Raw genomic sequence first — 21981 nt, 5'->3', positions numbered from 1 at the left:
GGCCTGCCGCTTTTGGCGGCGTTCGCGACTATAGCAGCAATGATTAAGTGCTTCAATTCCATAAAAAATTGTTATGATCCCGCAATGACGACCAATACCCCTCCGACTTCCGGCGTTCAGCTGATCGAAGTCGCGCCGGAGCTTGCCGGCCAACGCATTGATAATTTCCTCATCACGGCCCTCAAGGGCGTGCCCAAAACGCTGGTCTACCGCATCCTGCGCAAGGGTGAAGTGCGGGTGAACAAGGGTCGGGTAAAGCCTGAGTACAAGATCCAGGCCGGCGACATCGTGAGGGTGCCGCCCGTCCGCCTGCCGGAGCGTGACGAGCCGGCACCGGTGGCCCAGGGCTTGCTGCAGCGCCTTGAGGCGGCCATTGTCTACGAAGACAAGGCGCTGATCGTGATGAACAAGCCGTCCGGCATTGCCGTGCATGGCGGTAGCGGCCTGAGCTTTGGTGTGATCGAGGCACTGCGCCAGCTGCGCCCGGACGCCAAGGAGCTCGAACTGGTGCACCGCCTGGACCGCGACACCTCTGGCCTGCTGATGATTGCCAAGAAGCGCAGCATGCTGCGCCACTTGCATACCGCCCTGCGCGGTGACGGGGTCGACAAGCGCTATATGGCGCTGGTGCGCGGCCACTGGCCGACGTCGAAGAAGCAGGTGAATGCGCCGTTGCTCAAGAGCAACCTGCGCTCCGGCGAGCGCATGGTTGAAGTGAACGAAGAGGGCAAGGACGCGTTGACCCTGTTCCGCGTGCTCCGCCGCTTTGGCGAGTTCGCCACCATTGTCGAGGCCCGTCCGATCACGGGGCGTACCCACCAGATTCGCGTGCATACCCTGCATGCGGGGCACATGATTGCCGGTGACAGCAAGTACGGTGACGAAGACTTCAGCCGCGAAATTCGCGAGCTGGGGGGCAAGCGCCTGTTCTTGCATGCCTATGCGCTGACCGTGCCGCTGCCGGATGGTGGTGAGCTGAAACTTGAAGCGCCTGTGGATGAAGTCTGGGCGAAAACCATTGAACGTCTGAGTGCGTCCTGATCCATGAAGAAAGGCTATGAGCTACTGATCTTCGACTGGGACGGTACCCTGGCCGATTCTATCGGGCGTATTGTCGAGGCCATGAATGCCGCCGCCGAGCGTGCCGGCGAGGTCGCCAGCCGTGAGGATGCGGTCAAGGGCATCATCGGTCTGGCCCTGGGTGAGGCGATCCATACCCTGTACCCGCACCTGGCACCTGCGCAGGTCGACAGCTTCCGTCAGCACTATGCTGATATCTACATGGCGCTGGATCAGCAGCCTTCGCCACTGTTCGAGGGCGTGGTCGAGTCGCTGGATGCCTTTCGTGCCGAGGGTTACCGCCTGGCGGTGGCTACGGGCAAGGCGCGTCGCGGGCTGGACCGGGTGCTCAAGGCCAATGGCTGGGAGCAGTTCTTCGACATCACCCGTGCTGCCGACGAAACCCGTGGCAAGCCGCACCCGCTGATGCTCGAGGAAATCCTCGGCCATTGCGGCGTCGAACCGGCGCGTGCGCTGATGGTCGGAGATTCGGCATTCGACCTGCAGATGGCCAGCAATGCCGGGATGCATTCGGTGGCGGTGGGCTATGGTGCCATGCCGCTGCAGGCGCTGGCCGAGTTTGGTCCGCAGGTGTGCATCGATCATTTTTCCCAGCTGCGCGAGTGGCTGGGTGGTTCCGCAATTCCACTTCCAAGGTAGGTAAGCATGGCAGACGAATGGAAAGCCCCCGAGGCCGAACCCGAGGAGCGCGAAGGGCGCAAGAGCTGGCAGTTGCTGGAAAAGACCTTGCTGGCCAGTGTACAGGAGCAGCGCCGGGCGCGGCGCTGGGGGATCTTCTTCAAGCTGCTGACTTTCATCTACCTGTTCGGCTTCCTGGCGTTGTTCACGCCGCTGATGGATTTCGACAAGGCGGCATCGCGCAGTGCCAGCCATACCGCGCTGGTCGAGGTGCGCGGGGTGATTGCCGATCAGGAGGCCGCCAGCGCGGACAATATCGTCAAGAGCCTGCGCGAGGCGTTCAAGGACAGCAAGACCAAGGCCGTGGTAATGCGCATCAACAGCCCGGGTGGCAGTCCGGTGCAGGCGGGTTACGTGTACGACGAAATCCGCCGCCTGCGTGCTGAATACCCGGCTATCAAGCTGTATGCAGTCATCGCCGATCTCGGCGCTTCTGGTGCCTATTACATTGCCAGTGCGGCGGACGAAATCTACGCCGATAAAGCCAGCCTGGTGGGCTCCATTGGTGTGACGGCGGCCGGTTACGGTTTTGTTGGCACCATGGAAAAGCTCGGTGTGGAGCGGCGCGCCTACACCTCGGGTGAGCACAAGGCCTTCCTTGATCCGTTCTCGCCTGAAAAGCCCGAAGAAACCCGGTTCTGGCAGGGTGTGCTGGATACCACGCACCAGCAGTTCATTGCCATGGTCAAGCAGGGGCGTGGCGAACGCTTGAAGGACAAGGAACATCCTGAGTTGTTCAGCGGCCTGGTCTGGTCGGGCGAGCAGGCCAAGGCGCTGGGTTTGGTGGATGGGCTGGGCAGTGCCAGCTATGTGGCACGTGAGATTGTTGGCGAGAAGGAACTGGTGGACTTTACCGTTCAGGAATCGCCTTTCGATCGCTTCTCCAAGCGCGTGGGTGCCAGCGTGGCTGAGCACCTGGCGATGTGGATGGGGTTCCAGGGGCCACAGTTGCGTTGAGTTCGGCGTGCATTTTGCGGCGCCTGTGAGATCGAGCGCCGCCCGTGCGGCGCTTCGCGGGGCAAGCCCGCTCCCACATTTGTTTTGGGCCGGTCAGTCCTGAGCCATTGGTGCGCGCCCCCTTGGAGGTACGACGCGATATCGTGTCATGCGCCAAAGGGTCCGCGCGCCAATGGTGACAGGAGAAATTGGCCTGAAACAGATGTGGGAGCGGGCTTGCCCCGCGAAGCGCCGCACGGGCGGCGCTCGGTCTCACAGGCGCAGAAAATCTCGAGCCAGGCTCAAGGTACAACCACCCCCTCCCGGGTCAACATATCCACCAACCGAATCAACGGCAGCCCGATCAGGCTGGTCGAATCGCACCCATGGGTGCTCTGAAACAAACTCACCCCCAGCCCCTCCGCCTTGAAGCTCCCCGCGCAATCCAGTGGTTGTTCCGCCGCCACATAGCGTTCCACCCGCTCACGGCTCAGCTCGCGCATCGTCACGGTAAACGGCACGCAATCCACCTGGCAGTGCCCGGTGGCGCTGTTCAGCAGTGCCAGCCCGGTCAGAAAACTCACCTGCTGACCGCTGCACTCCAGCAGTTGCTCGCAAGCCCGCTCGAAGGTGTGCGGCTTGCCCAGTACCTGTTCGCCCAGCACCGCAACCTGGTCCGAGCCGATGATCAGGTGCCCGGGGTGGCTGCCCGCCAATGCCTCGGCCTTTTGCCTGGCCAGTCGGCGCACCAGGTCCACGGCGGGCTCGTCATCCTGTCGCTGTTCGTCTATATCAGGGCTTGCCCAGGTGAAGGGCAAGCGCAGGCGTGTGAGCAGTTCGCGGCGGTAGGCAGAGCTGGAAGCCAGTAACAAAGGAAGCATGGTAGACTCCGGGTTCGGTTGAACCAATCCTATCACGCACGATGCCGCCTAATTTCCTTTGACAGGGGCGGGGGGCATCCCTAGAATGCTGCGCCTATGTTGAATGACCCGATTCCACCTCACGTTGACCCGCGCAAATTAGCCGATCGTGGCGTAACCCTTAACGGTTCGCTGCAACTCGCTGATTTGGAAAGACTCTGCGACCCGCTTTCCGACAATGTCGGTACGGTGCAGGCGAAGTTCGATTTTGAACGAGATGAGCAGCACGTAGTGGTTATCCACACCGAGCTGAACGTCGAGGTCAAGATGGTTTGCCAGCGTTGTCTTGAGCTGGTCACCCTGCCGATCTACAGCGAATGTACATACGCTGTGGTGAAGGAGGGTGCGAATACCCAGTCGTTGCCGAAAGGCTATGACGTGCTGGAACTGGGCGAAGATCCTTTGGATCTGCAGGCATTGGTCGAGGAAGAGCTTCTGCTCGCCTTGCCAATCGTGCCTGCTCACCATCCGGAAGAATGCCAGCAGCCGGCGGGCGCAGACGAGCCCGAATCGAGCAAGGACGAGGTATCGCGGTCCAACCCGTTCAGTGTTTTGGCGCAGTTAAAGCGTGACCCAAACGTTTAGGAGTTAATCAATTATGGCTGTTCAGCAGAACAAAAAATCCCGCTCTGCCCGTGACATGCGCCGTTCGCACGACGCCCTGTCGGAAAACGCGCTGTCGGTAGAAAAGACCACCGGTGAAATTCACCTGCGTCACCACGTTTCGCCAGAAGGCGTATACCGTGGTCGTAAAGTGATCGATAAGGGCGCTGACGAGTAATCCTTGTCTGCTCAGATCATCGCGATCGACGCAATGGGCGGGGACTTCGGTCCCCGCAGCATTGTCCAGGCTAGCATTGCCTGCCTTTCGGCTACCCCCTCGCTGCACCTGACCCTCGTCGGTCAACCCTCCCTCCTAGAAGATCTTGTCAGTGGCCTTGCAGCTGCGGATCGCGCGCGCCTGCAGATTGTCGCCGCCAGTGAGGTGATCGGTATGGACGAGCGGCCATCGCAGGCGCTACGCGGCAAGCCGGACTCGTCGATGCGCATCGCCCTCGAACTGGTGCGCGACGGCAAGGCCCAGGCCTGCGTCAGTGCCGGCAACACCGGGGCGCTGATGGCGCTGTCACGCTTCGTGCTCAAGACCTTGCCGGGTATCGATCGGCCAGCCATGGTGGCGGCGATTCCCACCCAGGCGGGTTACTGTCAGTTGCTCGACCTCGGCGCCAACGTCGACTGCAGTGCAGAAAACCTCTATCAGTTCGCGGTGATGGGCTCGGTGGCCGCCCAGGCCCTGGGTGTGCATCGGCCGCGTGTTGCATTGCTTAACATCGGCACCGAGGACATCAAGGGTAATCAGCAGGTAAAGCTGGCGGCCACGCTGTTGCAGAACGCTCGCGGCCTCAACTATGTCGGTTTCGTCGAAGGGGATGGCCTGTACAGGGGTGAGGCGGACGTGGTGGTGTGCGACGGTTTTGTCGGCAACATCCTGCTCAAGTCCAGCGAGGGCCTGGCGACGATGATCGGTGCGCGCATCGAAAAACTGTTCAAGGGCGGTGCTTTTGCCCGCGTTGCCGGGGCCATGGCCATGCCGCTGCTCAAGCGCCTGCAGGCCGACCTGGCGCCGGCGCGGCACAACGGTGCGAGCTTTCTGGGGTTGCAGGGTATCGTCATCAAGAGCCATGGCTCGGCCGGCGTGCAGGGCTTCCAGAGCGCCATCCAGAGGGCGTTGATCGAGATTCAGGAAAACCTGCCGCAGCGCCTGCATGGCCGCCTCGAAGATTTGTTGCCTTAGGCATTTCGCCGATGAAGTGCTTAAATGTGACCGCTTGGTCTGCGTATTCATCCAAGTTTTCAGATTCTGCGTCCAGCCCACGGCTCGGCGCACCTCATTCGACGACAAGATCATAAGGGCTTGTTCAATGTCTGCATCCCTCGCATTCGTCTTCCCCGGTCAAGGTTCCCAGTCCCTGGGCATGCTCAAGGAACTGGGCGCCGAAAAGCCGGTGATCGTTGAGACCTTCAAGGAGGCCTCCGACGCTCTGGGTTACGACCTGTGGAAGCTGGTCCAGGAAGGCCCGGAAGAACAACTCAATCAAACCGACAAGACTCAGCCTGCGATCCTCACCGCTTCCATCGCGCTGTGGCGCCTGTGGCTGGAGGAGGGCGGCGCCACGCCGGCTTTCGTTTCTGGTCACAGCCTGGGTGAATACAGCGCCCTGGTTGCCGCAGGCAGCCTGTCGCTGAAAGATGCCGTGCGCTTGGTCGAGCGTCGCGGCCAGCTGATGCAGGAAGCCGTCCCGGCCGGCCATGGCGCCATGGCCGCAATCCTCGGCCTGGATGACGCCGTGGTGGTCGAGATCTGTGGTAGGGCGGCCAAAGACGAAGTGGTCAGCGCGGTGAACTTCAACTCGCCGGGCCAGGTTGTGATTGCTGGCAACAAGGCTGCGGTGGACCGTGCCATGGAGCTGTGCAAAGAGGCTGGTGCCAAGCGCGCCCTGCCACTGGCGGTCAGCGTACCGTCGCACTGTGCCCTGATGAAGCCGGCCGCCGAGCGTTTCGCCGAGAACGTGAACGCCATCGAATGGAAGGCGCCACAAATTCCGGTGGTGCAGAACGTCACCGCTGCCATTGCCCCTGACCTCGATGCCCTCAAGCATGACCTGCTGGCACAGCTGTACCAGCCTGTGCGTTGGGTCGAGTGCGTGCAGACCCTGGCTGCCAACGGTGCGGTCAACCTGGTCGAGTGCGGCCCGGGCAAGGTCCTGGCGGGCCTGAACAAGCGTTGCGCCGACGGCGTGACCACCTACAACCTCAATACCCCTGACGCCGTTGCCGCCACCCGCGCGGCACTGGCCTGATTTGGAGAAGCTTGCATGAGCCTGCAAGGTAAAGTTGCACTGGTCACCGGCGCCAGCCGTGGCATTGGCCAGGCCATCGCCCTCGAGCTGGGCCGCCAGGGCGCGACCGTGATCGGTACCGCCACTTCGGCCTCCGGCGCCGAGCGTATTGCTGCCACCCTGAAAGAGCACGGTATCACCGGCACCGGCATGGAACTGAACGTGACCAGCGCCGAATCCGTTGAAACTGTTTTGGGTGCAATCGCCGAGCAGTTTGGCGCGCCGGCCATCCTGGTCAACAACGCCGGTATCACCCGCGACAACCTCATGCTGCGCATGAAGGACGACGAATGGTTCGACGTGATCGACACCAACCTGAACAGCCTCTACCGTCTGTCCAAGGGCGTGCTGCGTGGCATGACCAAGGCACGTTGGGGTCGTATCATCAGCATCGGCTCGGTCGTCGGTGCCATGGGTAACGCGGGCCAGGCCAACTACGCCGCCGCCAAGGCTGGCTTGGAAGGCTTCAGCCGCGCCCTGGCGCGTGAAGTGGGCTCGCGTGGCATCACCGTAAACTCGGTGACTCCGGGCTTCATCGACACCGACATGACCCGCGAGCTGCCAGAAGCGCAGCGTGAAGCCCTGCAAACCCAGATTCCGCTGGGCCGCCTGGGCCAGGCCGACGAAATCGCCAAGGTGGTGTCGTTCCTGGCGTCCGACGGTGCAGCCTACGTGACCGGCGCTACCGTGCCGGTCAACGGCGGGATGTACATGTAACACTGCAACTCAATGTGACGGATTTCGTAAAAAAAGAGTCATACTGCGAGCCTAAAATCCGTTATAAAGCTGCAACCAGATTCCAGGCAGCGGGTAGGGTGTCTAGCCTGAGAGTGCGTTTAGCTTGAAAAGCGAACGTCTTTCTATAAAATTAGCCACCGGCCAGCTGCCTGACATATATCCATTAGGAGTGAAAACTAGGTATGAGCACCATCGAAGAACGCGTCAAGAAAATCGTCGCCGAGCAACTGGGCGTGAAGGAAGAGGAAGTGACTAACGAGAAGTCCTTCGTCGATGACCTGGGTGCCGATTCGCTTGACACCGTTGAGCTGGTGATGGCTCTGGAAGAGGAATTCGAGACCGAAATCCCTGACGAAGAAGCCGAGAAAATCACTACCGTTCAAGCCGCTATCGACTACGTCAACAGCCACAAGGCCTAAGACGCTGTAGTCGTCGCTACTTGACGAGAAAAACCGCACTGCCTTTGCCGGCGTGCGGTTTTTTCTTTGCGAACGTGCTGCTTTTTGGCGAGCCGGCTTCGCTCACCGCGCACCAAGAGCCTGTTGCCATTCCATTCCAGCGCTTGAATGTAATCGCAAGAGACTCTGTTATTAGAAAAGGAGAGTACTGTGTCGCGTAGACGCGTCGTGGTCACCGGTATGGGTATGCTGTCGCCACTGGGTACCGATGTACCGAGCACCTGGCAGGGCATTCTGGCTGGCCGCAGTGGCATTGGTCCGATCGAACACACGGACCTGTCTGCTTACTCCACCCGTTTTGGCGGCTCGGTGAAAGGCTTCGAGGTTGAGCAATACCTGTCGGCCAAAGAGGCCCGCAAGCTTGACCTGTTCATCCAGTACGGCCTGGCGGCCGGTTTCCAGGCGGTGCGAAATGCCGGCCTGGAGGTCACCGACGCCAACCGTGAGCGCATTGGCGTGGCCATGGGCTCGGGAATCGGCGGCCTGACCAACATCGAGGAAACCAGCCGTACGCTGCACGATTCGGGGCCGCGTCGCATTTCCCCGTTCTTTGTGCCGGGCTCGATCATCAACATGATCTCCGGGTTCCTGTCGATCCACCTGGGCCTGCAGGGGCCGAACTACGCCATTGCCACCGCCTGCACCACCGGCACCCATTGCATCGGCATGGCAGCGCGCAATATCGCCTACGGTGAAGCTGACGTGATGATTGCAGGTGGCGCAGAGATGGCTGCCTGTGGCCTGGGCATGGGCGGTTTCGGTGCCTCCCGTGCGCTGTCCACCCGCAACGACGAGCCCAGCCGGGCCAGCCGCCCGTGGGACAAGGGCCGTGACGGCTTTGTATTGTCCGACGGTGCCGGTGCCCTGGTACTCGAAGAGCTGGAACACGCCAAGGCCCGTGGTGCGACCATCTATGCCGAGCTGGTTGGCTTTGGCATGAGCGGCGACGCCTACCACATGACTTCGCCACCTGACACCGGCGAGGGTGCTGCCCGCTGCATGGCCAACGCCTTGCGCGATGCCGGTATCCAGCCGGAAGAGGTCAGCTACATCAACGCCCACGGTACCTCGACCCCTGCGGGCGACGTGGCCGAAGTGGCCGCGATCAAGCGCGTATTCGGTGAGCATGCCTACAAGCTGGCTGTCAGTTCGACCAAGTCGATGACCGGCCACCTGCTGGGCGCCGCAGGCGCGGTGGAAGCGATCTTCAGTGTGCTGGCGATCAACAGCCAGATGGCCCCGCCCACCATCAACCTGGACGAACCGGACGAAGGTTGCGACCTCGACTTCGTGCCGCACCAGGCGCGCAGCATGCCGATCGACGTGGTGCTGTCCAACTCGTTCGGCTTCGGTGGCACCAACGGCTCGCTGGTGTTCCGCCGGTTCGCCGGTTGATGCAGAGCTGGGTCGATGGCCAGCCTGCGGGTGCAGTCAACCTGCAGAACCGCGGCCTGGCCTACGGCGATGGGCTGTTTGAAACCATCGCTGTGCGTGGTGGCCAGCCCCGCTTGCTGGAAGGCCACCTTGCACGCCTGGCGCTGGGTTGCCAGCGCCTGGCGCTCAGCGCCGACCTGGTGCTGGTGCGCGACGAACTCCTGCGCTATGCCAGCCAGCTCGGTGACGGTGTAGCCAAACTCATCCTTACCCGTGGTGACAGCCAGCGTGGCTATGCGCCGGTTGCCGGTGCTGCGCCGCGGCGAATTCTGCAGGGCAGCCCGTTACCCGGCTATCCTGTCGAGCATGCCGAGCAGGGCGTGCGCTTGTTCCTGTGCCAGACCCGGCTTGGGGAACAACCGCTGCTGGCCGGCCTCAAACACCTCAACCGCCTGGAGCAGGTGCTGGCCCGTGCCGAATGGCAGGACAGCGGCCATGCCGAAGGCCTGATGCGTGACGGGCAGGGCAGGCTGATCGAAGGGGTGTACAGCAATCTGTTCCTGGTGCGTGATGGCGTGCTGCTGACTGCCGACCTCAGCCGTTGTGGTGTGGCCGGGGTGATGCGTGCGGCACTGCTGGAACAGGCCGCGCTGCTGGGCATTCCGGCGCAGGTATGTGACCTGCCGTTCGACGCGTTGGAGCAGGCAGATGAAGTATTTGTTTGCAATAGCGTTTACGGCATCTGGCCCGTGCGAGGCGTAGCCGCGCTAAACTGGTCGCCTGGCCCGCTCACCCGTAAACTGCAGGCCGTTGCCCGTACGTTACTGGAAACCTGAATTCGTGAGACGTAAATTCCTGCTACTGCTGGAAATGGGCCTGATCATTGCCGGGTTGGCGCTTGGCTGGTCGGCCTGGAAGGTCAACTCGGTCCTTGAGCAGCCCTTGCACGTGACGCAGGAGCGCCTGCTCGACGTGCCCAATGGCACCAACCCAAACCGCATGTTCTATCGCATGGAGCAAGAAGGTTTGCTGGACGACGCCGTCTGGTTGCGCTTGTACTGGCGCTTCAACATGGCAGGCACTGCCCTGCACACCGGCGAGTATCGCCTTACCCCAGGCATGACGGTCGAACAGTTGTTCGACGCCTGGCGCCGGGCCGACGTGGTGCAATACAACCTCACCCTGGTGGAAGGCTGGACCTTCCGTCAGGTACGCTCGGCCGTGGCCAAGCATGAAAAAATCAAGCATACCCTGGACGGCCTGTCGGATTCCGAGGTGATGGACAAGCTCGGCCATACCGGTGTGTTCCCGGAAGGGCGCTTTTTCCCGGACACCTACCGCTTTGTACGTGGCATGAGCGATGTCGAGCTGCTGCAGCAGGCCTACATGCGCCTGGACGAAGTGCTGGCAAAGGAATGGGCCGAGCGCACCACCGACCTGCCGTATCGCGATCCGTACCAGGCGTTGATCATGGCGTCGCTGGTGGAAAAGGAAACCGGTATCCCCCAGGAGCGTGGGCAGATTGCCGGTGTATTTGTGCGGCGCCTGCGCCTGGGCATGATGCTGCAGACCGATCCGACGGTGATCTACGGCATGGGTGAGCGGTACAACGGCAAGATTACCCGCGCCGATCTGCGCGAACCGACACCCTACAACACCTATACCATGACGGGGTTGCCGCCCACGCCGATTGCCATGGTCGGCCGTGAAGCGATTCACGCGGCGCTCAACCCTTCCGATGGCACCAGCTTGTACTTCGTCGCCCGCGGCGATGGCAGCCATGTGTTCTCCGACGACCTCGACGACCATAACTCGGCGGTGCGTGAGTTCCAGCTCAAGCGACGTGCAGGCTACCGCTCCAGCCCCGCACCGCAGCAAGAGGCACAGCCGGGTACTGACGACGCCCAGCCCCAGGTGCCTGCAACTGACGAGCCGGCTGCGCAGCCATCACCCGAAGCGCCGCCTGTGCAGGACGCCCCTGCTGGCGGCGCTCAAGCGGCCGAACGGCCGACGCCTGACGAACAACATTAAGGACTGCCTGTGAGCGGCTTGTTTATTACGCTGGAAGGCCCCGAAGGTGCGGGCAAGAGCACCAACCGCGACTACTTGGCTGCACGCTTGCGCGAGCAGGGCCTGGATGTCGTGCTGACCCGTGAGCCGGGTGGTACGCCGCTGGCCGAAAAAGTGCGCGAGCTGCTGCTGGCCCCCACCGATGAAAGCATGGCGGCCGACACCGAACTGTTGCTGGTGTTCGCGGCGCGCGCCCAACACCTCGCGCAGGTAATCCGCCCGGCGCTGGCCCGCGGCGCCGTGGTGCTGTGTGACCGCTTCACCGACGCTACCTATGCCTATCAGGGCGGTGGGCGCGGTTTGTCGGTCGAGCGCATCGCCACCCTGGAGCAATTCGTCCAGGGTGACCTGCGCCCGGACCTGACCTTGGTTTTCGACCTGCCAGTGGAAGTGGGCTTGGCCCGTGCTGCCGCCCGCGGCCGCCTGGACCGTTTCGAGCAGGAGGGCCAGGCGTTCTTCGAAGCTGTACGCCAGGCTTACCTGCAGCGCGCCCAGCGCGAGCCGCAGCGCTACAGCCTGCTCGATGCCGCACAATCGCTGGAGGCCGTGCAGCGCGCTATCGATGTGCTACTCCCGGCGATTGTGGAGCGTTGCCGTGGCTGACGCCTACCCCTGGCAGCAGGCTATTTGGCAGCAGCTGGCCGGCCGCAGCCAGCACGCGCACGCCTACCTGCTGCACGGGCCGCAGGGTATCGGCAAGCGGGCCATGGCCGAACGCCTGATGGCCCGCCTGCTGTGCCAGCAGCCCCAAGGGCTGGATGCCTGCGGCGGGTGCAAGGCCTGCATGTTGCTCAAGGCCGGCAGCCACCCGGACAATTTTGTGCTTGAGCCTGAAGAGGCCGACAAACCGATCAAGGTCGACCAAGTGCGCGAGCTGGTGGCGTTCGTGGTGCAAACTGCGCAATTGGGTGGGCGCAAGGTGGTGCTGATCGAGCCTGTCGAGGCGATGAACGTCAACGCCTCCAACGCGCTGCTCAAAAGCCTCGAAGAGCCATCTGGCGACACGGTGCTGCTGCTGGTCACGCACCAGCCCAGCCGCTTGTTGCCGACTATCAAGAGCCGCTGCCAGCAGGTGGCGTGCCCGCAGCCAAGCCTGGCCCAGAGCCAGGCCTGGCTGGCGGGTGCGTTGCCTGACAGTGACGAGGCCGAGCGTGACGAGCTACTGACGCTGGCCGCCGGTTCGCCATTGATGGCGGTCAGCCTGCAGGCACAAGGTGTGCGCGAGCAACGTGCGCTGGTTACTGACGGGGTGAAGAAGCTGATCAAGCAGCAGCAATCGCCCAGCCAGCTGGCCGATGCCTGGAACGGCGTGCCACTGCTGTTGCTGTTCGACTGGTTCTGCGATTGGTCGCATCTGATCCTGCGCTACCAGTTGACCCAGGACGAGGAGGGGTTAGGCTTGGCTGATATGCGCAAGGTGGTGCAATACCTGGCGCAGAAGAGCCGCCAGGCCAAGGTGCTGGAGGTGCAGGCCTGGATCCTGGAGCAGCGTCAGAAGGTGCTGGGCAAGGCCAACCTCAACCGCGCCCTGCTGCTCGAATCGCTGCTGGCTCACTGGCTGCAACTGCCCGGTACCCGCTGATTTTCACTTTTTCATGTGTGTCGTCATCCTATGCTCGTAGATTCCCATTGCCACCTCGACCGTCTTGACCTGAGCGCCCACCAGGGCTCCCTCGATGCCGCTTTGCAGGCAGCGCGTGAGCGTGGGGTCGGTCATTTTCTGTGTATTGGCGTCAGTGCCGAAAACGCCGGTGCCGTGAAGGCGTTGAGCGAGCAGTACGCCGATGTCGATTGCTCGGTGGGCGTGCACCCGCTTGACCTGGCACCGGGTGAAACCCCGGCGCTGGAATGGTTGCTGCGCGAACTGGCCCACCCCCATGTGGTGGCGATAGGTGAAACCGGGCTGGATTACCACTATGAGCCGGAAGCTGCCGAGCTGCAGCAGGCTTCGTTCCGCCTGCACCTGGAAGCCTCGCGGCAGACCGGCAAGCCGGTCATCGTGCACACCCGGGCGGCACGTGCCGATACCCTGGCGCTGCTGCGTGAAGCCAACCTGCCACAGGCTGGCGTGCTGCATTGCTTCACCGAAGACTGGGAGATGGCCAAGGCCGCGCTGGACCTGGGGTATTACATCTCGCTGTCTGGCATCGTAACCTTCCGCAACGCCGATGCCCTGCGTGAAGTGGCTCGGCAGGTGCCGGTCGATCGTTTGCTGGTCGAGACCGATTCGCCGTATCTGGCACCCATTCCGTACCGTGGCAAGCCGAACCTTCCGCAGTATGTACGGGAAGTGGCTGAGTATGTGGCTTCGTTGCGGGGCGCCAGTTATGACCAACTGGCTGAGCAGACTACTGCCAACTTCAAGCGGTTGTTCCCGTTGGCGCGGGTGGCCTGATGGCCCACGAGCCTGAGTGCTCTTGCTCTTGCTCTTGCTTCGGCTTTGGCTTCTAAGCGCGCGGTAGCTCAGGCAACGCAGATTGCGACTTCAGGAGGCCGAGCGCAGGGCTTGCGGAGGGAGGTGACGGGCATGGATGCCCGTCAAGCGCTGGGCCCCAGGATGGGGCCTGCAGCGCGGTCCTCCCGGGAGCGAGCCCGGAGCGAGGGGACCCCGGAGCGCAGCGTAGGGGCCGGATGATGGGAGCGCAGCGTTTTTTGGTTACTTTTTGTCGCGTTTGACAAAAAGTGACCCGCCGTAAGGGCGGAAAGGTGATGTGGCGCCACCTTTGAAAATGAATGTTGACTCATTGTTGATGCCCACACCTGAACGCGAACAGCGAACAGCGAACAGCGAACAGCGAACAGCGAACAGCGAACAGCGAACAGCGAACAGCGAACAGCGAACAGCGAAACAGTGCTGGTTTTTAGCTCGCGCATAGGCCATTTGCGATGGCGACACTAACTCACCTTTTCGCCCTTACGGCGAGTCACTTTTTGTCAGACGCGACAAAAAGTAACCAAAAAACGCTGCGCTCCCATCATCCGGCCCCTGCGCTGCGCTCCGGGGTTCCCTCACTCCGGCCTCGCTCCCAGGAGGACCGCGCTGCAGGCCCCATCCTGGGGCCCAGCGCTTGACGGGCATCCATGCCCGTCACCTCCCTCCGCAAGGCCTGCGTTCGGCCTACTGAAGTCGCGAAGATCAAAATCAAAATCACGGTACAGCACAACCTCGAGCGGGGAGTGCGGGTCGCTGTGCGACCCGTCGCGCAAGCAAAAAAAACCCGGGTTCTGGGGGGGGAATCCGGGTTAAGACCATTAGGAGTAAAACAAAGGTACGCGGTCCCTGAGCACCTTTATCGGCGCGCCACTTGGGGGGGATGCGCCGCGCCAACACTTCAAGTATTGGTCAGGTTTGGCGCAGTGCCAGCGTATATTGGTCGTTTTTTAAACAAATTTGGAATACGCCGAGGTTTCAATCCTTCCACAGCGCATGGCAGTAAGCATGGTGAAACACAGACATGCGTGGATGATCCGTGCAATTTCTTGCAAGTTAGGCATAATAAACCGCTTCGATTGTCATCCAGTCCTTCCCATGCAGAAAGAACCTCGTAAGGTCCGTGAGTTTCGCCGTCGCGAACAGGAAATCCTCGACACCGCGCTCAAGCTGTTTCTCGAACAGGGTGAGGACAGCGTCACTGTCGAAATGATCGCCGACGCCGTGGGTATCGGCAAAGGCACGATCTACAAGCATTTCAAGTCAAAGGCGGAAATCTACCTGCGCCTGATGCTCGACTATGAGCGCGACCTGAACGAACTGTTGCACTCGGCCGACGTCGACCGTGACAAGGAAGCCCTGTCACGCGCCTACTTCGAGTTCCGCATGCGCGACCCGCAACGTTACCGGTTGTTCGATCGCCTGGAAGAGAAGGTGGTCAAGGGCAACCAGGTGCCGGAAATGGTCGAGCAACTGCACAGTATCCGTGCCTCCAACTTCGATCGCCTGACTCAGCTGATCAAGGGCCGCATCAGCGAAGGCAAGCTCGAAGACGTACCGCCGTATTTCCATTACTGCGCCGCCTGGGCGCTGGTGCACGGCGCCGTTGCGCTGTACCACTCGCCGTTCTGGAGCAATGTGCTTGAGGATCAGGAAGGTTTCTTCCAGTTCCTGATGGACATCGGTGTGCGCATGGGCAACAAACGCAAACGCGATCCGGAACCGACGAACTGAAGCGTTCCGTCACTTGACGCTGAAACCGGCAGGGTGCGGGGGCTTGCAAAAACCTGATTTATGAGTCAGGTTTCGCCTGCCCCTATCATCCATGCCGGAGTCATTCATGATTGTCGATCGTCAAGGCAGGCGCTTTCGCAACCTGCGTGTCAGCCTGACGGCTGCTTGCAATTATGCCTGCACCTACTGCGTGCCCGACGGCAAACGCCTGGTGGCGGCGCAAGACGAGCTCTCGGCAGATGCCCTGGCCCGCGGCGTGGCTTACCTGATCGAAGCGGCGGGTATCGAGCGCCTACGCATCACAGGGGGTGAGCCGCTGGTCAGCCCGCGCCTGGATGCCTTTCTGGCCACAGTGGCCAAGCTCGACCTCGACGATATCTCGCTGACCACCAATGGCCAGCTGTTGGCACGTAAGCTGCCCCAGCTGCAAGCGGCGGGTATCCGACGCCTGAATGTTTCCCTCGACACTCTCGACCCCCAGGCCTTCCGCCGCATTGCCCGGGGCGGCGACCTGGCCAGTGTGCTGGCGGGTATGGAGCAGGCCACTGCGCTGGGCATGCGAATCAAGGTGAACATGGTGCCAATGCGCGGGCACAACCTCGACCAGGTATTGCCGCTGCTGGATTACTGCCTGGAGCGCGGCTTCGAGTTGCGCTTCATAGAACTCATGCGCATGGGCCACCTGGCCCGTGAGCACAATGCCTTTGTGCAGCAGTTCGTCGGGCTCGACCAGTTGCTGGCGCTGATCGGCGGCAAGTATGCCTATGTCCAGGTCGATGCGCCGCTGGACGCTACAGCCCTGCGCTATGAAATCCCGGGCATTGGCCACTTCGGCATCATCGCCAACGAGAGCGTGCCGTTTTGCCGTACCTGCTCGCGCTTGCGCCTGTCCTCCACGGGCTGGTTGCATGGCTGCCTGTCTTCGAGCAATCGCCACTTCGTCGGTGACCTGCTGGAAAAGCCGCGTCATCAGGCCCTTCCGGCCCTGCAGCGCCTGTTGGTCAAGGCGCTGGCAGACAAGCAGGACCTGGCGTTTTCCGGTGATGTGATGGTGATGAAGGTGATTGGCGGCTGAAGCTGGCGCAAAAGCTGCATCCGCCTGCTATTCGCCGGTTTTTCGTCGCCGGCCACTGGAGGAAAGATGCGTAGCCTGGTCTTGCTGCTGGCGCTGATGGCGCTGGGCGGCTGCATGAATGTCAGCGATATGGGCGAAGGCGTCCGCTATCACATGAGCGATGCCGGTCTGCTGGACCACAGCGATACCCGGCGTACCCTGTCGATCCGCCTGCAGCCCGATTCGTTCATTTTCATCGGCCAGGGCGCATTCGTGCCGCCGGGCAAGGGGCCGGTGCCACGGCAGAATGCGGTGGCTGACGAGGCGTTCAAGAGCTTTGTCGAGTATTTCCCGTTGGTGCGCCGCGCCCAAGGCCCATTGGGCCTGGAAGACGCCATTGCCCAGGCACGCTCGGTGGGTGCCGACTACGTCCTGTACACCCGCTTCGCCCGTACCGACGACCGCATCGGCAATGGCGATGAGTGGTATGACGAACAGGCCGTCGACCGGCTGGGGTGGGACACTGGCGTGGTGCAGATGATGTTGATCGAAACCAATACCCGCTACCTGATCGACACCGCACGCATCAAGAGCCGTGGCGGTTTGTTGACGTTCCACGACAACACCCCGGAGGATTTGCTTGGTGCGCCGATGCGCGAGTACGCTCGTAGCCTTCTGGGTATGAGCGAATGAGGCAGGCGTGATGAGTGATTCCGGCAAGGCCAATGATCTTCTGGCACAGATCCCCAAGGCCAAGGGCCTGCCGCCGGTGCATCTGTGGAACCCGGATTTTTGCGGTGACATCGATATGCGCATTGCCCGCGATGGCACCTGGTATTACCTGGGCACGCCGATCGGGCGCAAACCGATGGTGCGGTTGTTTTCCACGATCATTCGCCGCGATGGCGATGACTACTTCCTGATTACCCCGGTAGAAAAGGTTGGCATCCGCGTCGACGATGCCCCATTTGTGGCCGTGACTCTGGAGGTGCTGGGGGAGGGGGAGCAGCAGGTGCTGCGCTTCACCAGCAATGTCGAGGACCAGGTTGACGCCGGGCCGGACAACCCTTTGCGTGTGGTCATCGACCCGGTGACGCAGGAGCCATCGCCCTATGTGCTGATGCGCAGCAACCTTGAGGCGCTGATTCACCGCAATGTTTTCTATCAGTTGGTAGAGCTGGCGGTGGCGCGTGAAATCGACGGCGAGGAATGGCTGGGGGTCTGGAGCCAAGGCGTGTTCTACCCGATTGGGCGTAGCAGCTGAGCTCTTGGTTGCCTGTACCGGCCTCTTCGCGGGCATGCCCGCTCCCACAGCTACAGCACCTGTGGCGAATGAACTTGTGGGAGCGGGCGGCACAGGTAAAATCGGCCCCCTGCTTTTACCTCGAATTGGCCATTTGTCTTCAGCCAACGAAGGCCTAACCTGCTGGCATTAGTCATCCAGGAGAAGCCCGCCATGAAACCCTTGGCTATCGTCCTTTTTGCCCTGCTCGCCGTCCAAGCCCCCGCCTGGGCCCACGGCGACGTTGCCGACCAGGTCAAAGTCCTGCAGCAGCAACAACCCTCGAACGCCCCGGGCAAAACGGCTGTCATGCTTACGGTGAGCTACGCCCCTGGCGAGGCATCGCCCGCGCATCAGCACCCCGGCGCAGTGATGGCCTACGTTCTGGAGGGGGCAGTGGTGTCGAAGCTCAACAACGATCCGGAAAAGACCTACAAGGCCGGTGAGTACTGGTACGAGGCGCCAGGCACCGTGCACAGCGTGTCACGCAATGCAAGCAAGACCCAGCCCGCCAAGCTGCTGGTCTGGAGCCTGGTGGACGAGGGCAAGCCAGTGACCGAGCCGCTGGGCCAGTAAATCCGATGCAATGCAAAAAGCCCCCGGTTGCTGGCGCACCCGGGGGCTTTTCAATGTTTGGCTCCGCGACCTGGACTCGAACCAGGGACCCAATGATTAACAGTCATTTGCTCTACCGACTGAGCTATCGCGGAATCTGTGCGTATCTTACTGACTGCCTGGAAGAAGTCAAGCCTCTCCCAGGCAAATCAACAGGTTACAGCACTTCGACGATGGCCTTGGTTACCACGTGGATGTTGCTCTGGTTCAGCGCGGCAACCGCGATGCGGCCGGTGTCCAGTGCGTAGATGCCAAACTCGTTCTTCAGGCGGGCTACCTGTTCAACGGTCAGGCCCGAGTAGGAGAACATGCCTGCCTGTCGGCCAACGAAGCTGAAGTCGCGCTTGGCGCCATATTCAGCCAGCAGGCTGACCATTTGCTGACGCATGCCGTGGATGCGCTGGCGCATCTCGCCCAGCTCGGCTTCCCACATTTGGCGCAGTTCGTCGCTGTTCAGCACGGTAGCGACGATGGTTGCGCCATGGGTCGGCGGGTTGGAGTAGGTGGTACGGATCACACGCTTGACCTGCGACAGCACGCGAGTGCTCTCATCCTTCGAGGCGGTGACGATCGACAGTGCGCCAACGCGCTCGCCGTACAGCGAGAACGACTTGGAGAACGAGCTGGAAACGAAGAACTCCAGGCCCGACTCGGCGAACAGGCGCACGGCGAAGGCATCTTCGGCGATGCCGTCACCAAAGCCCTGATAGGCCATGTCCAGGAACGGCACATGGCCCTTGGCCTTGACCACTTCCAGGACGTTTTTCCAGTCGTCCAGGCCCAGGTCGACACCGGTCGGGTTGTGGCAGCAAGCATGCAGCACCACGATCGAGCCGGCCGGCAGGTTGTTCAGGTCTTCCAGCATGCCCGCGCGGTTGACGTCGTTGCTTGGCGCGTCGTAGTAGCGGTAATTCTGTACCGGGAAGCCGGCAGTCTCGAACAGTGCGCGATGGTTTTCCCAGCTCGGGTCGCTGATGGCTACCACAGCGTTGGGCGACAGGCGCTTGAGGAAGTCGGCGCCGATCTTCAGCGCGCCGGTGCCGCCAACGGCTTGCACGGTGACCACGCGGCCAGCGGCCAGCAGTGGCGACTCGGCGCCAAAGATAAGTTTTTGCACGGCCTGGTCATAAGTGGCGATGCCGTCGATCGGCAGGTAGCCGCGCGAGGCGTGCTGGGCGGCACGCTGGGTTTCGGCTTCGATCACGGCGCGCAGCAGCGGAATGCGGCCTTCCTCATTGCAGTACACGCCAACGCCCAGGTTGACCTTATCGGTACGTGGGTCGGCGTTGAACGCTTCGTTGAGGCCCAGAATAGGGTCGCGGGGTGCCAGCTCGACAGCGGAAAACAGGCTCATTGTTACCTTGGCTCTGATTGGAGAGTGATAGGGCGTACACGCTCCAGCCGAATGCACTGAAGCGGTGCACAAACGGGGAGTCAGTATAGTGATACCGTCCGGTCACTGCGACACTCTGGCACAGCTTTTCCGGCTATTTGCGCAAATATTTTTCGACCATTGGTCTAATTGCCGGGTCCACTGTAACAAGCGCTCACAGCCCAGCCTTGAAAGCGCCCCCAGCTAGCCGCATTTGGGTATAGACTACTGGCTAAATTTACAGTTGCTGCAGCACCGCGAGGTCAAACATGTCCGAGTTCCAGCTCGTCACCCGTTTTCAGCCGGCCGGCGACCAGCCCGAGGCCATCCGTCAGATGGTCGAAGGCATCGAAGCGGGGCTGTCGCACCAGACGCTGCTCGGCGTGACCGGGTCGGGCAAGACCTTCAGCATCGCCAACGTCATCGCGCAGGTGCAGCGCCCGACACTTGTCCTGGCACCGAACAAGACCCTGGCCGCGCAGCTCTACGGCGAATTCAAGGCGTTTTTCCCCAACAACGCGGTGGAGTATTTCGTTTCCTACTACGACTACTACCAGCCCGAGGCCTACGTACCATCGTCGGACACCTTCATCGAGAAGGACGCCTCGATCAACGACCACATCGAGCAGATGCGCCTGTCCGCGACCAAGGCGCTGCTGGAGCGGCGCGATGCAATCATCGTCACCACCGTGTCTTGCATCTATGGCCTCGGCAGCCCCGAGTCCTACCTGAAAATGGTCCTGCATGTGGACCGCGGCGACAAGCTCGATCAGCGCGCACTGCTGCGCCGCCTGGCCGACCTGCAGTACACCCGCAACGAAATGGACTTTGCCCGTGCCACTTTCCGCGTGCGGGGTGATGTGATCGATATCTTCCCGGCCGAGTCGGACCTAGAGGCCATCCGCATCGAGCTGTTCGATGACGAGGTGGAGAACATAGCCGCCTTCGACCCGCTCACTGGCGAGGTCTTCCGCAAGCTGCCGCGATTCACCTTCTACCCCAAGAGCCACTACGTTACCCCGCGGGAAACCCTGCTGGAGGCCGTGGAGGGCATCAAGGAAGAGCTCAAGGAGCGCCTTGAGTACCTGCACAAGGCCAACAAGCTGGTAGAAGCGCAACGCCTGGAGCAGCGTACCCGCTTCGACCTTGAGATGATCATGGAGCTGGGCTACTGCAACGGCATCGAGAACTATTCACGCTACCTGTCCGGGCGCCCGGCCGGGGCGCCACCACCCACCCTGTACGACTACCTGCCAGCCGATGCGTTGCTGGTCATCGACGAATCCCACGTCAGCGTTCCGCAGGTAGGCGCCATGTACAAGGGCGACCGTTCGCGCAAGGAAACCCTGGTCGAATACGGCTTCCGCATGCCTTCGGCACTGGACAACCGGCCGATGCGCTTCGACGAATGGGAAGACGTCAGCCCGCAGACCATCTTCGTCTCCGCGACCCCGGGCCCCTATGAGGCTGAGCATGCCGGGCGCGTGGTGGAGCAGGTCGTGCGCCCGACCGGCCTGGTCGACCCGCAAGTCGAGATACGCCCGGCACTGACCCAGGTAGACGACCTGCTGTCGGAAATCCGCAAGCGCGTGGCGGTGGGGGAGCGGGTGCTGGCCACTACGCTGACCAAGCGCATGGCCGAGGACCTTTCCGATTACCTCGCCGACCACGATGTGCGGGTGCGCTACCTGCACTCGGACATCGACACGGTGGAGCGGGTGGAGATCATCCGCGACCTGCGCCTGGGTACTTTCGATGTGCTGGTGGGCATCAACCTGCTGCGCGAAGGCCTGGACATGCCAGAAGTGTCGCTGGTGGCGATTCTGGATGCGGACAAAGAAGGTTTTCTGCGTTCCGAGCGCTCCCTGATCCAGACCATTGGCCGTGCTGCGCGTAACCTCAATGGCCGGGCGATTCTGTACGCCGACAATATTACCGGCTCGATGCAGCGGGCAATTGACGAAACCGAGCGACGCCGGGAAAAGCAGATCGCTTTCAACGAAGCCAACGGTATCGTGCCCAAGGGTGTGGTCAAGGACATCACCGACATCATGGAAGGCGCTACCGTGCCCGGCGCGCGCAGCAAAAAGCGCAAGGGCATGGCCAAGGCGGCAGAGGAGAGCGCCCGCTATGAGGCAGAGCTGCGTACACCGGGCGAGATCACCAAGCGCATCAAGCAGCTGGAAGAGAAGATGATGCAGCTCGCCCGCGACCTGGAGTTCGAAGCTGCGGCGCAGCTGCGCGACGAGATTACCCAGCTGCGCGAGCGGTTGATTACCAGCTGATCCCTTTGGGTGGATGAACTGGCCCTGTCGTCGGCAAGCCAGCTCCCACAGGTG

23 protein-coding genes and 1 tRNA gene are annotated in these 21981 nt (G+C 61.8%); 21 read left to right on the top strand and 3 right to left on the bottom strand.

The features are described 5' to 3' along the window. Positions 1–84 precede the first annotated feature (84 nt). The 3 genes from rluC to J3A71_RS21745 are packed head-to-tail and all read left to right on the top strand — an operon-like array spanning position 85 to position 2715. Positions 85–1041: a 23S rRNA pseudouridine(955/2504/2580) synthase RluC gene (gene rluC / locus J3A71_RS21755; protein ID WP_209953245.1), complete on the top strand. Its 957-nt coding sequence runs from the start codon at positions 85–87 to the stop codon at positions 1039–1041. 3 nt (positions 1042–1044) lie between these two features. Then, positions 1045–1719 carry an HAD family hydrolase gene (locus J3A71_RS21750; RefSeq protein ID WP_016485482.1) on the top strand — a complete coding sequence of 225 codons (675 nt, stop codon included), beginning with the start codon at positions 1045–1047 and terminating at the stop codon, positions 1717–1719. Positions 1720–1725: 6 nt separating this feature from the next. Beyond that, positions 1726–2715, top strand: coding sequence for a S49 family peptidase (locus tag J3A71_RS21745; RefSeq protein ID WP_016485483.1), 990 nt, complete (start codon positions 1726–1728; stop codon positions 2713–2715). Between the two features lie 281 nt (positions 2716–2996). Here the strand turns inward: J3A71_RS21745 and J3A71_RS21740 are convergent, their stop codons facing one another. Beyond that, positions 2997–3575 carry a nucleoside triphosphate pyrophosphatase gene (locus tag J3A71_RS21740; RefSeq protein WP_016485484.1) on the bottom strand — a complete coding sequence of 193 codons (579 nt, stop codon included), beginning with the start codon at positions 3573–3575 and terminating at the stop codon, positions 2997–2999. A gap of 96 nt (positions 3576–3671) precedes the next feature. Here J3A71_RS21740 and J3A71_RS21735 point away from each other — a divergent pair, with 96 nt between their 5' ends. From J3A71_RS21735 to J3A71_RS21655, 17 genes are all read left to right on the top strand, one after another. Then, positions 3672–4199 (top strand): YceD family protein, encoded by a 528-nt coding sequence (locus J3A71_RS21735; RefSeq protein WP_016500896.1) that lies wholly within the window; start codon positions 3672–3674, stop codon positions 4197–4199. Positions 4200–4212: 13 nt separating this feature from the next. Next, positions 4213–4395, top strand: a complete 183-nt coding sequence (gene rpmF, locus J3A71_RS21730; RefSeq protein ID WP_016485486.1) for a 50S ribosomal protein L32 — start codon at positions 4213–4215, stop codon at positions 4393–4395. Positions 4396–4398: 3 nt separating this feature from the next. Further along, entirely contained in the window at positions 4399–5409 is a 1011-nt protein-coding gene (gene plsX / locus J3A71_RS21725; RefSeq protein WP_016485487.1) for a phosphate acyltransferase PlsX, read from the top strand. A 127-nt stretch (positions 5410–5536) separates the two neighbouring features. Then, a complete protein-coding gene (gene fabD / locus J3A71_RS21720; RefSeq protein ID WP_209953243.1) occupies positions 5537–6475 on the top strand; it encodes an ACP S-malonyltransferase in 939 nt (312 codons plus the stop codon). A 15-nt stretch (positions 6476–6490) separates the two neighbouring features. Beyond that, positions 6491–7231: a 3-oxoacyl-ACP reductase FabG gene (gene fabG, locus J3A71_RS21715; RefSeq protein ID WP_016485489.1), complete on the top strand. Its 741-nt coding sequence runs from the start codon at positions 6491–6493 to the stop codon at positions 7229–7231. A gap of 203 nt (positions 7232–7434) precedes the next feature. After that, a complete protein-coding gene (gene acpP, locus J3A71_RS21710) occupies positions 7435–7671 on the top strand; it encodes an acyl carrier protein (RefSeq protein ID WP_008096410.1) in 237 nt (78 codons plus the stop codon). Between the two features lie 189 nt (positions 7672–7860). Beyond that, positions 7861–9105, top strand: coding sequence for a beta-ketoacyl-ACP synthase II (gene fabF / locus J3A71_RS21705; protein WP_012271164.1), 1245 nt, complete (start codon positions 7861–7863; stop codon positions 9103–9105). After that, a complete protein-coding gene (gene pabC / locus J3A71_RS21700) occupies positions 9105–9920 on the top strand; it encodes an aminodeoxychorismate lyase (protein ID WP_060518413.1) in 816 nt (271 codons plus the stop codon). Before fabF ends, pabC begins: the two co-directional genes overlap by 1 nt. A gap of 4 nt (positions 9921–9924) precedes the next feature. Then, entirely contained in the window at positions 9925–11115 is a 1191-nt protein-coding gene (gene mltG / locus J3A71_RS21695; protein WP_016485491.1) for an endolytic transglycosylase MltG, read from the top strand. A gap of 9 nt (positions 11116–11124) precedes the next feature. After that, a complete protein-coding gene (gene tmk / locus J3A71_RS21690; RefSeq protein ID WP_016485492.1) occupies positions 11125–11757 on the top strand; it encodes a dTMP kinase in 633 nt (210 codons plus the stop codon). Continuing rightward, a complete protein-coding gene (locus J3A71_RS21685; RefSeq protein WP_016485493.1) occupies positions 11750–12736 on the top strand; it encodes a DNA polymerase III subunit delta' in 987 nt (328 codons plus the stop codon). Before tmk ends, J3A71_RS21685 begins: the two co-directional genes overlap by 8 nt. A gap of 30 nt (positions 12737–12766) precedes the next feature. Next, a complete protein-coding gene (locus tag J3A71_RS21680) occupies positions 12767–13549 on the top strand; it encodes a TatD family hydrolase (RefSeq protein ID WP_016485494.1) in 783 nt (260 codons plus the stop codon). A 1134-nt stretch (positions 13550–14683) separates the two neighbouring features. Further along, positions 14684–15319, top strand: coding sequence for a TetR/AcrR family transcriptional regulator (locus tag J3A71_RS21675; protein ID WP_016485495.1), 636 nt, complete (start codon positions 14684–14686; stop codon positions 15317–15319). 106 nt (positions 15320–15425) lie between these two features. After that, entirely contained in the window at positions 15426–16394 is a 969-nt protein-coding gene (locus tag J3A71_RS21670; RefSeq protein ID WP_209953241.1) for a radical SAM protein, read from the top strand. Positions 16395–16460: 66 nt separating this feature from the next. Further along, on the top strand, positions 16461–17066 hold the full coding sequence (locus J3A71_RS21665) for a DUF4823 domain-containing protein (protein WP_016485497.1): 606 nt from the start codon (positions 16461–16463) through the stop codon (positions 17064–17066). 10 nt (positions 17067–17076) lie between these two features. Next, positions 17077–17637, top strand: a complete 561-nt coding sequence (locus J3A71_RS21660) for a DUF1285 domain-containing protein (RefSeq protein ID WP_209953239.1) — start codon at positions 17077–17079, stop codon at positions 17635–17637. A gap of 192 nt (positions 17638–17829) precedes the next feature. Further along, complete coding sequence (locus J3A71_RS21655) at positions 17830–18231, top strand: cupin domain-containing protein (protein WP_016485499.1); 402 nt, start codon at positions 17830–17832, stop codon at positions 18229–18231. 58 nt (positions 18232–18289) lie between these two features. Here J3A71_RS21655 and J3A71_RS21650 read toward each other — a convergent pair. Together J3A71_RS21650 and J3A71_RS21645 are read right to left on the bottom strand one after the other, a co-directional pair. Next, positions 18290–18365, bottom strand: a tRNA-Asn gene (locus J3A71_RS21650). Between the two features lie 62 nt (positions 18366–18427). Beyond that, entirely contained in the window at positions 18428–19624 is a 1197-nt protein-coding gene (locus J3A71_RS21645; RefSeq protein WP_016485500.1) for an amino acid aminotransferase, read from the bottom strand. Between the two features lie 287 nt (positions 19625–19911). Here J3A71_RS21645 and uvrB point away from each other — a divergent pair, with 287 nt between their 5' ends. Continuing rightward, the gene (uvrB, locus tag J3A71_RS21640) at positions 19912–21927 is read left to right on the top strand and encodes an excinuclease ABC subunit UvrB (RefSeq protein WP_016485501.1); all 2016 of its coding nucleotides are present in this window, start codon (positions 19912–19914) and stop codon (positions 21925–21927) included. Positions 21928–21981: the final 54 nt, after the last annotated feature.

It is taken from the genome of Pseudomonas sp. PvP089 (genome assembly GCF_017875165.1).
Taxonomy (GTDB): domain Bacteria; phylum Pseudomonadota; class Gammaproteobacteria; order Pseudomonadales; family Pseudomonadaceae; genus Aquipseudomonas; species Aquipseudomonas fortuita.
The sequence above is the reverse complement of the archived record's forward strand: the minus strand, read 5'-3'. Positions and strand labels throughout refer to the sequence as shown.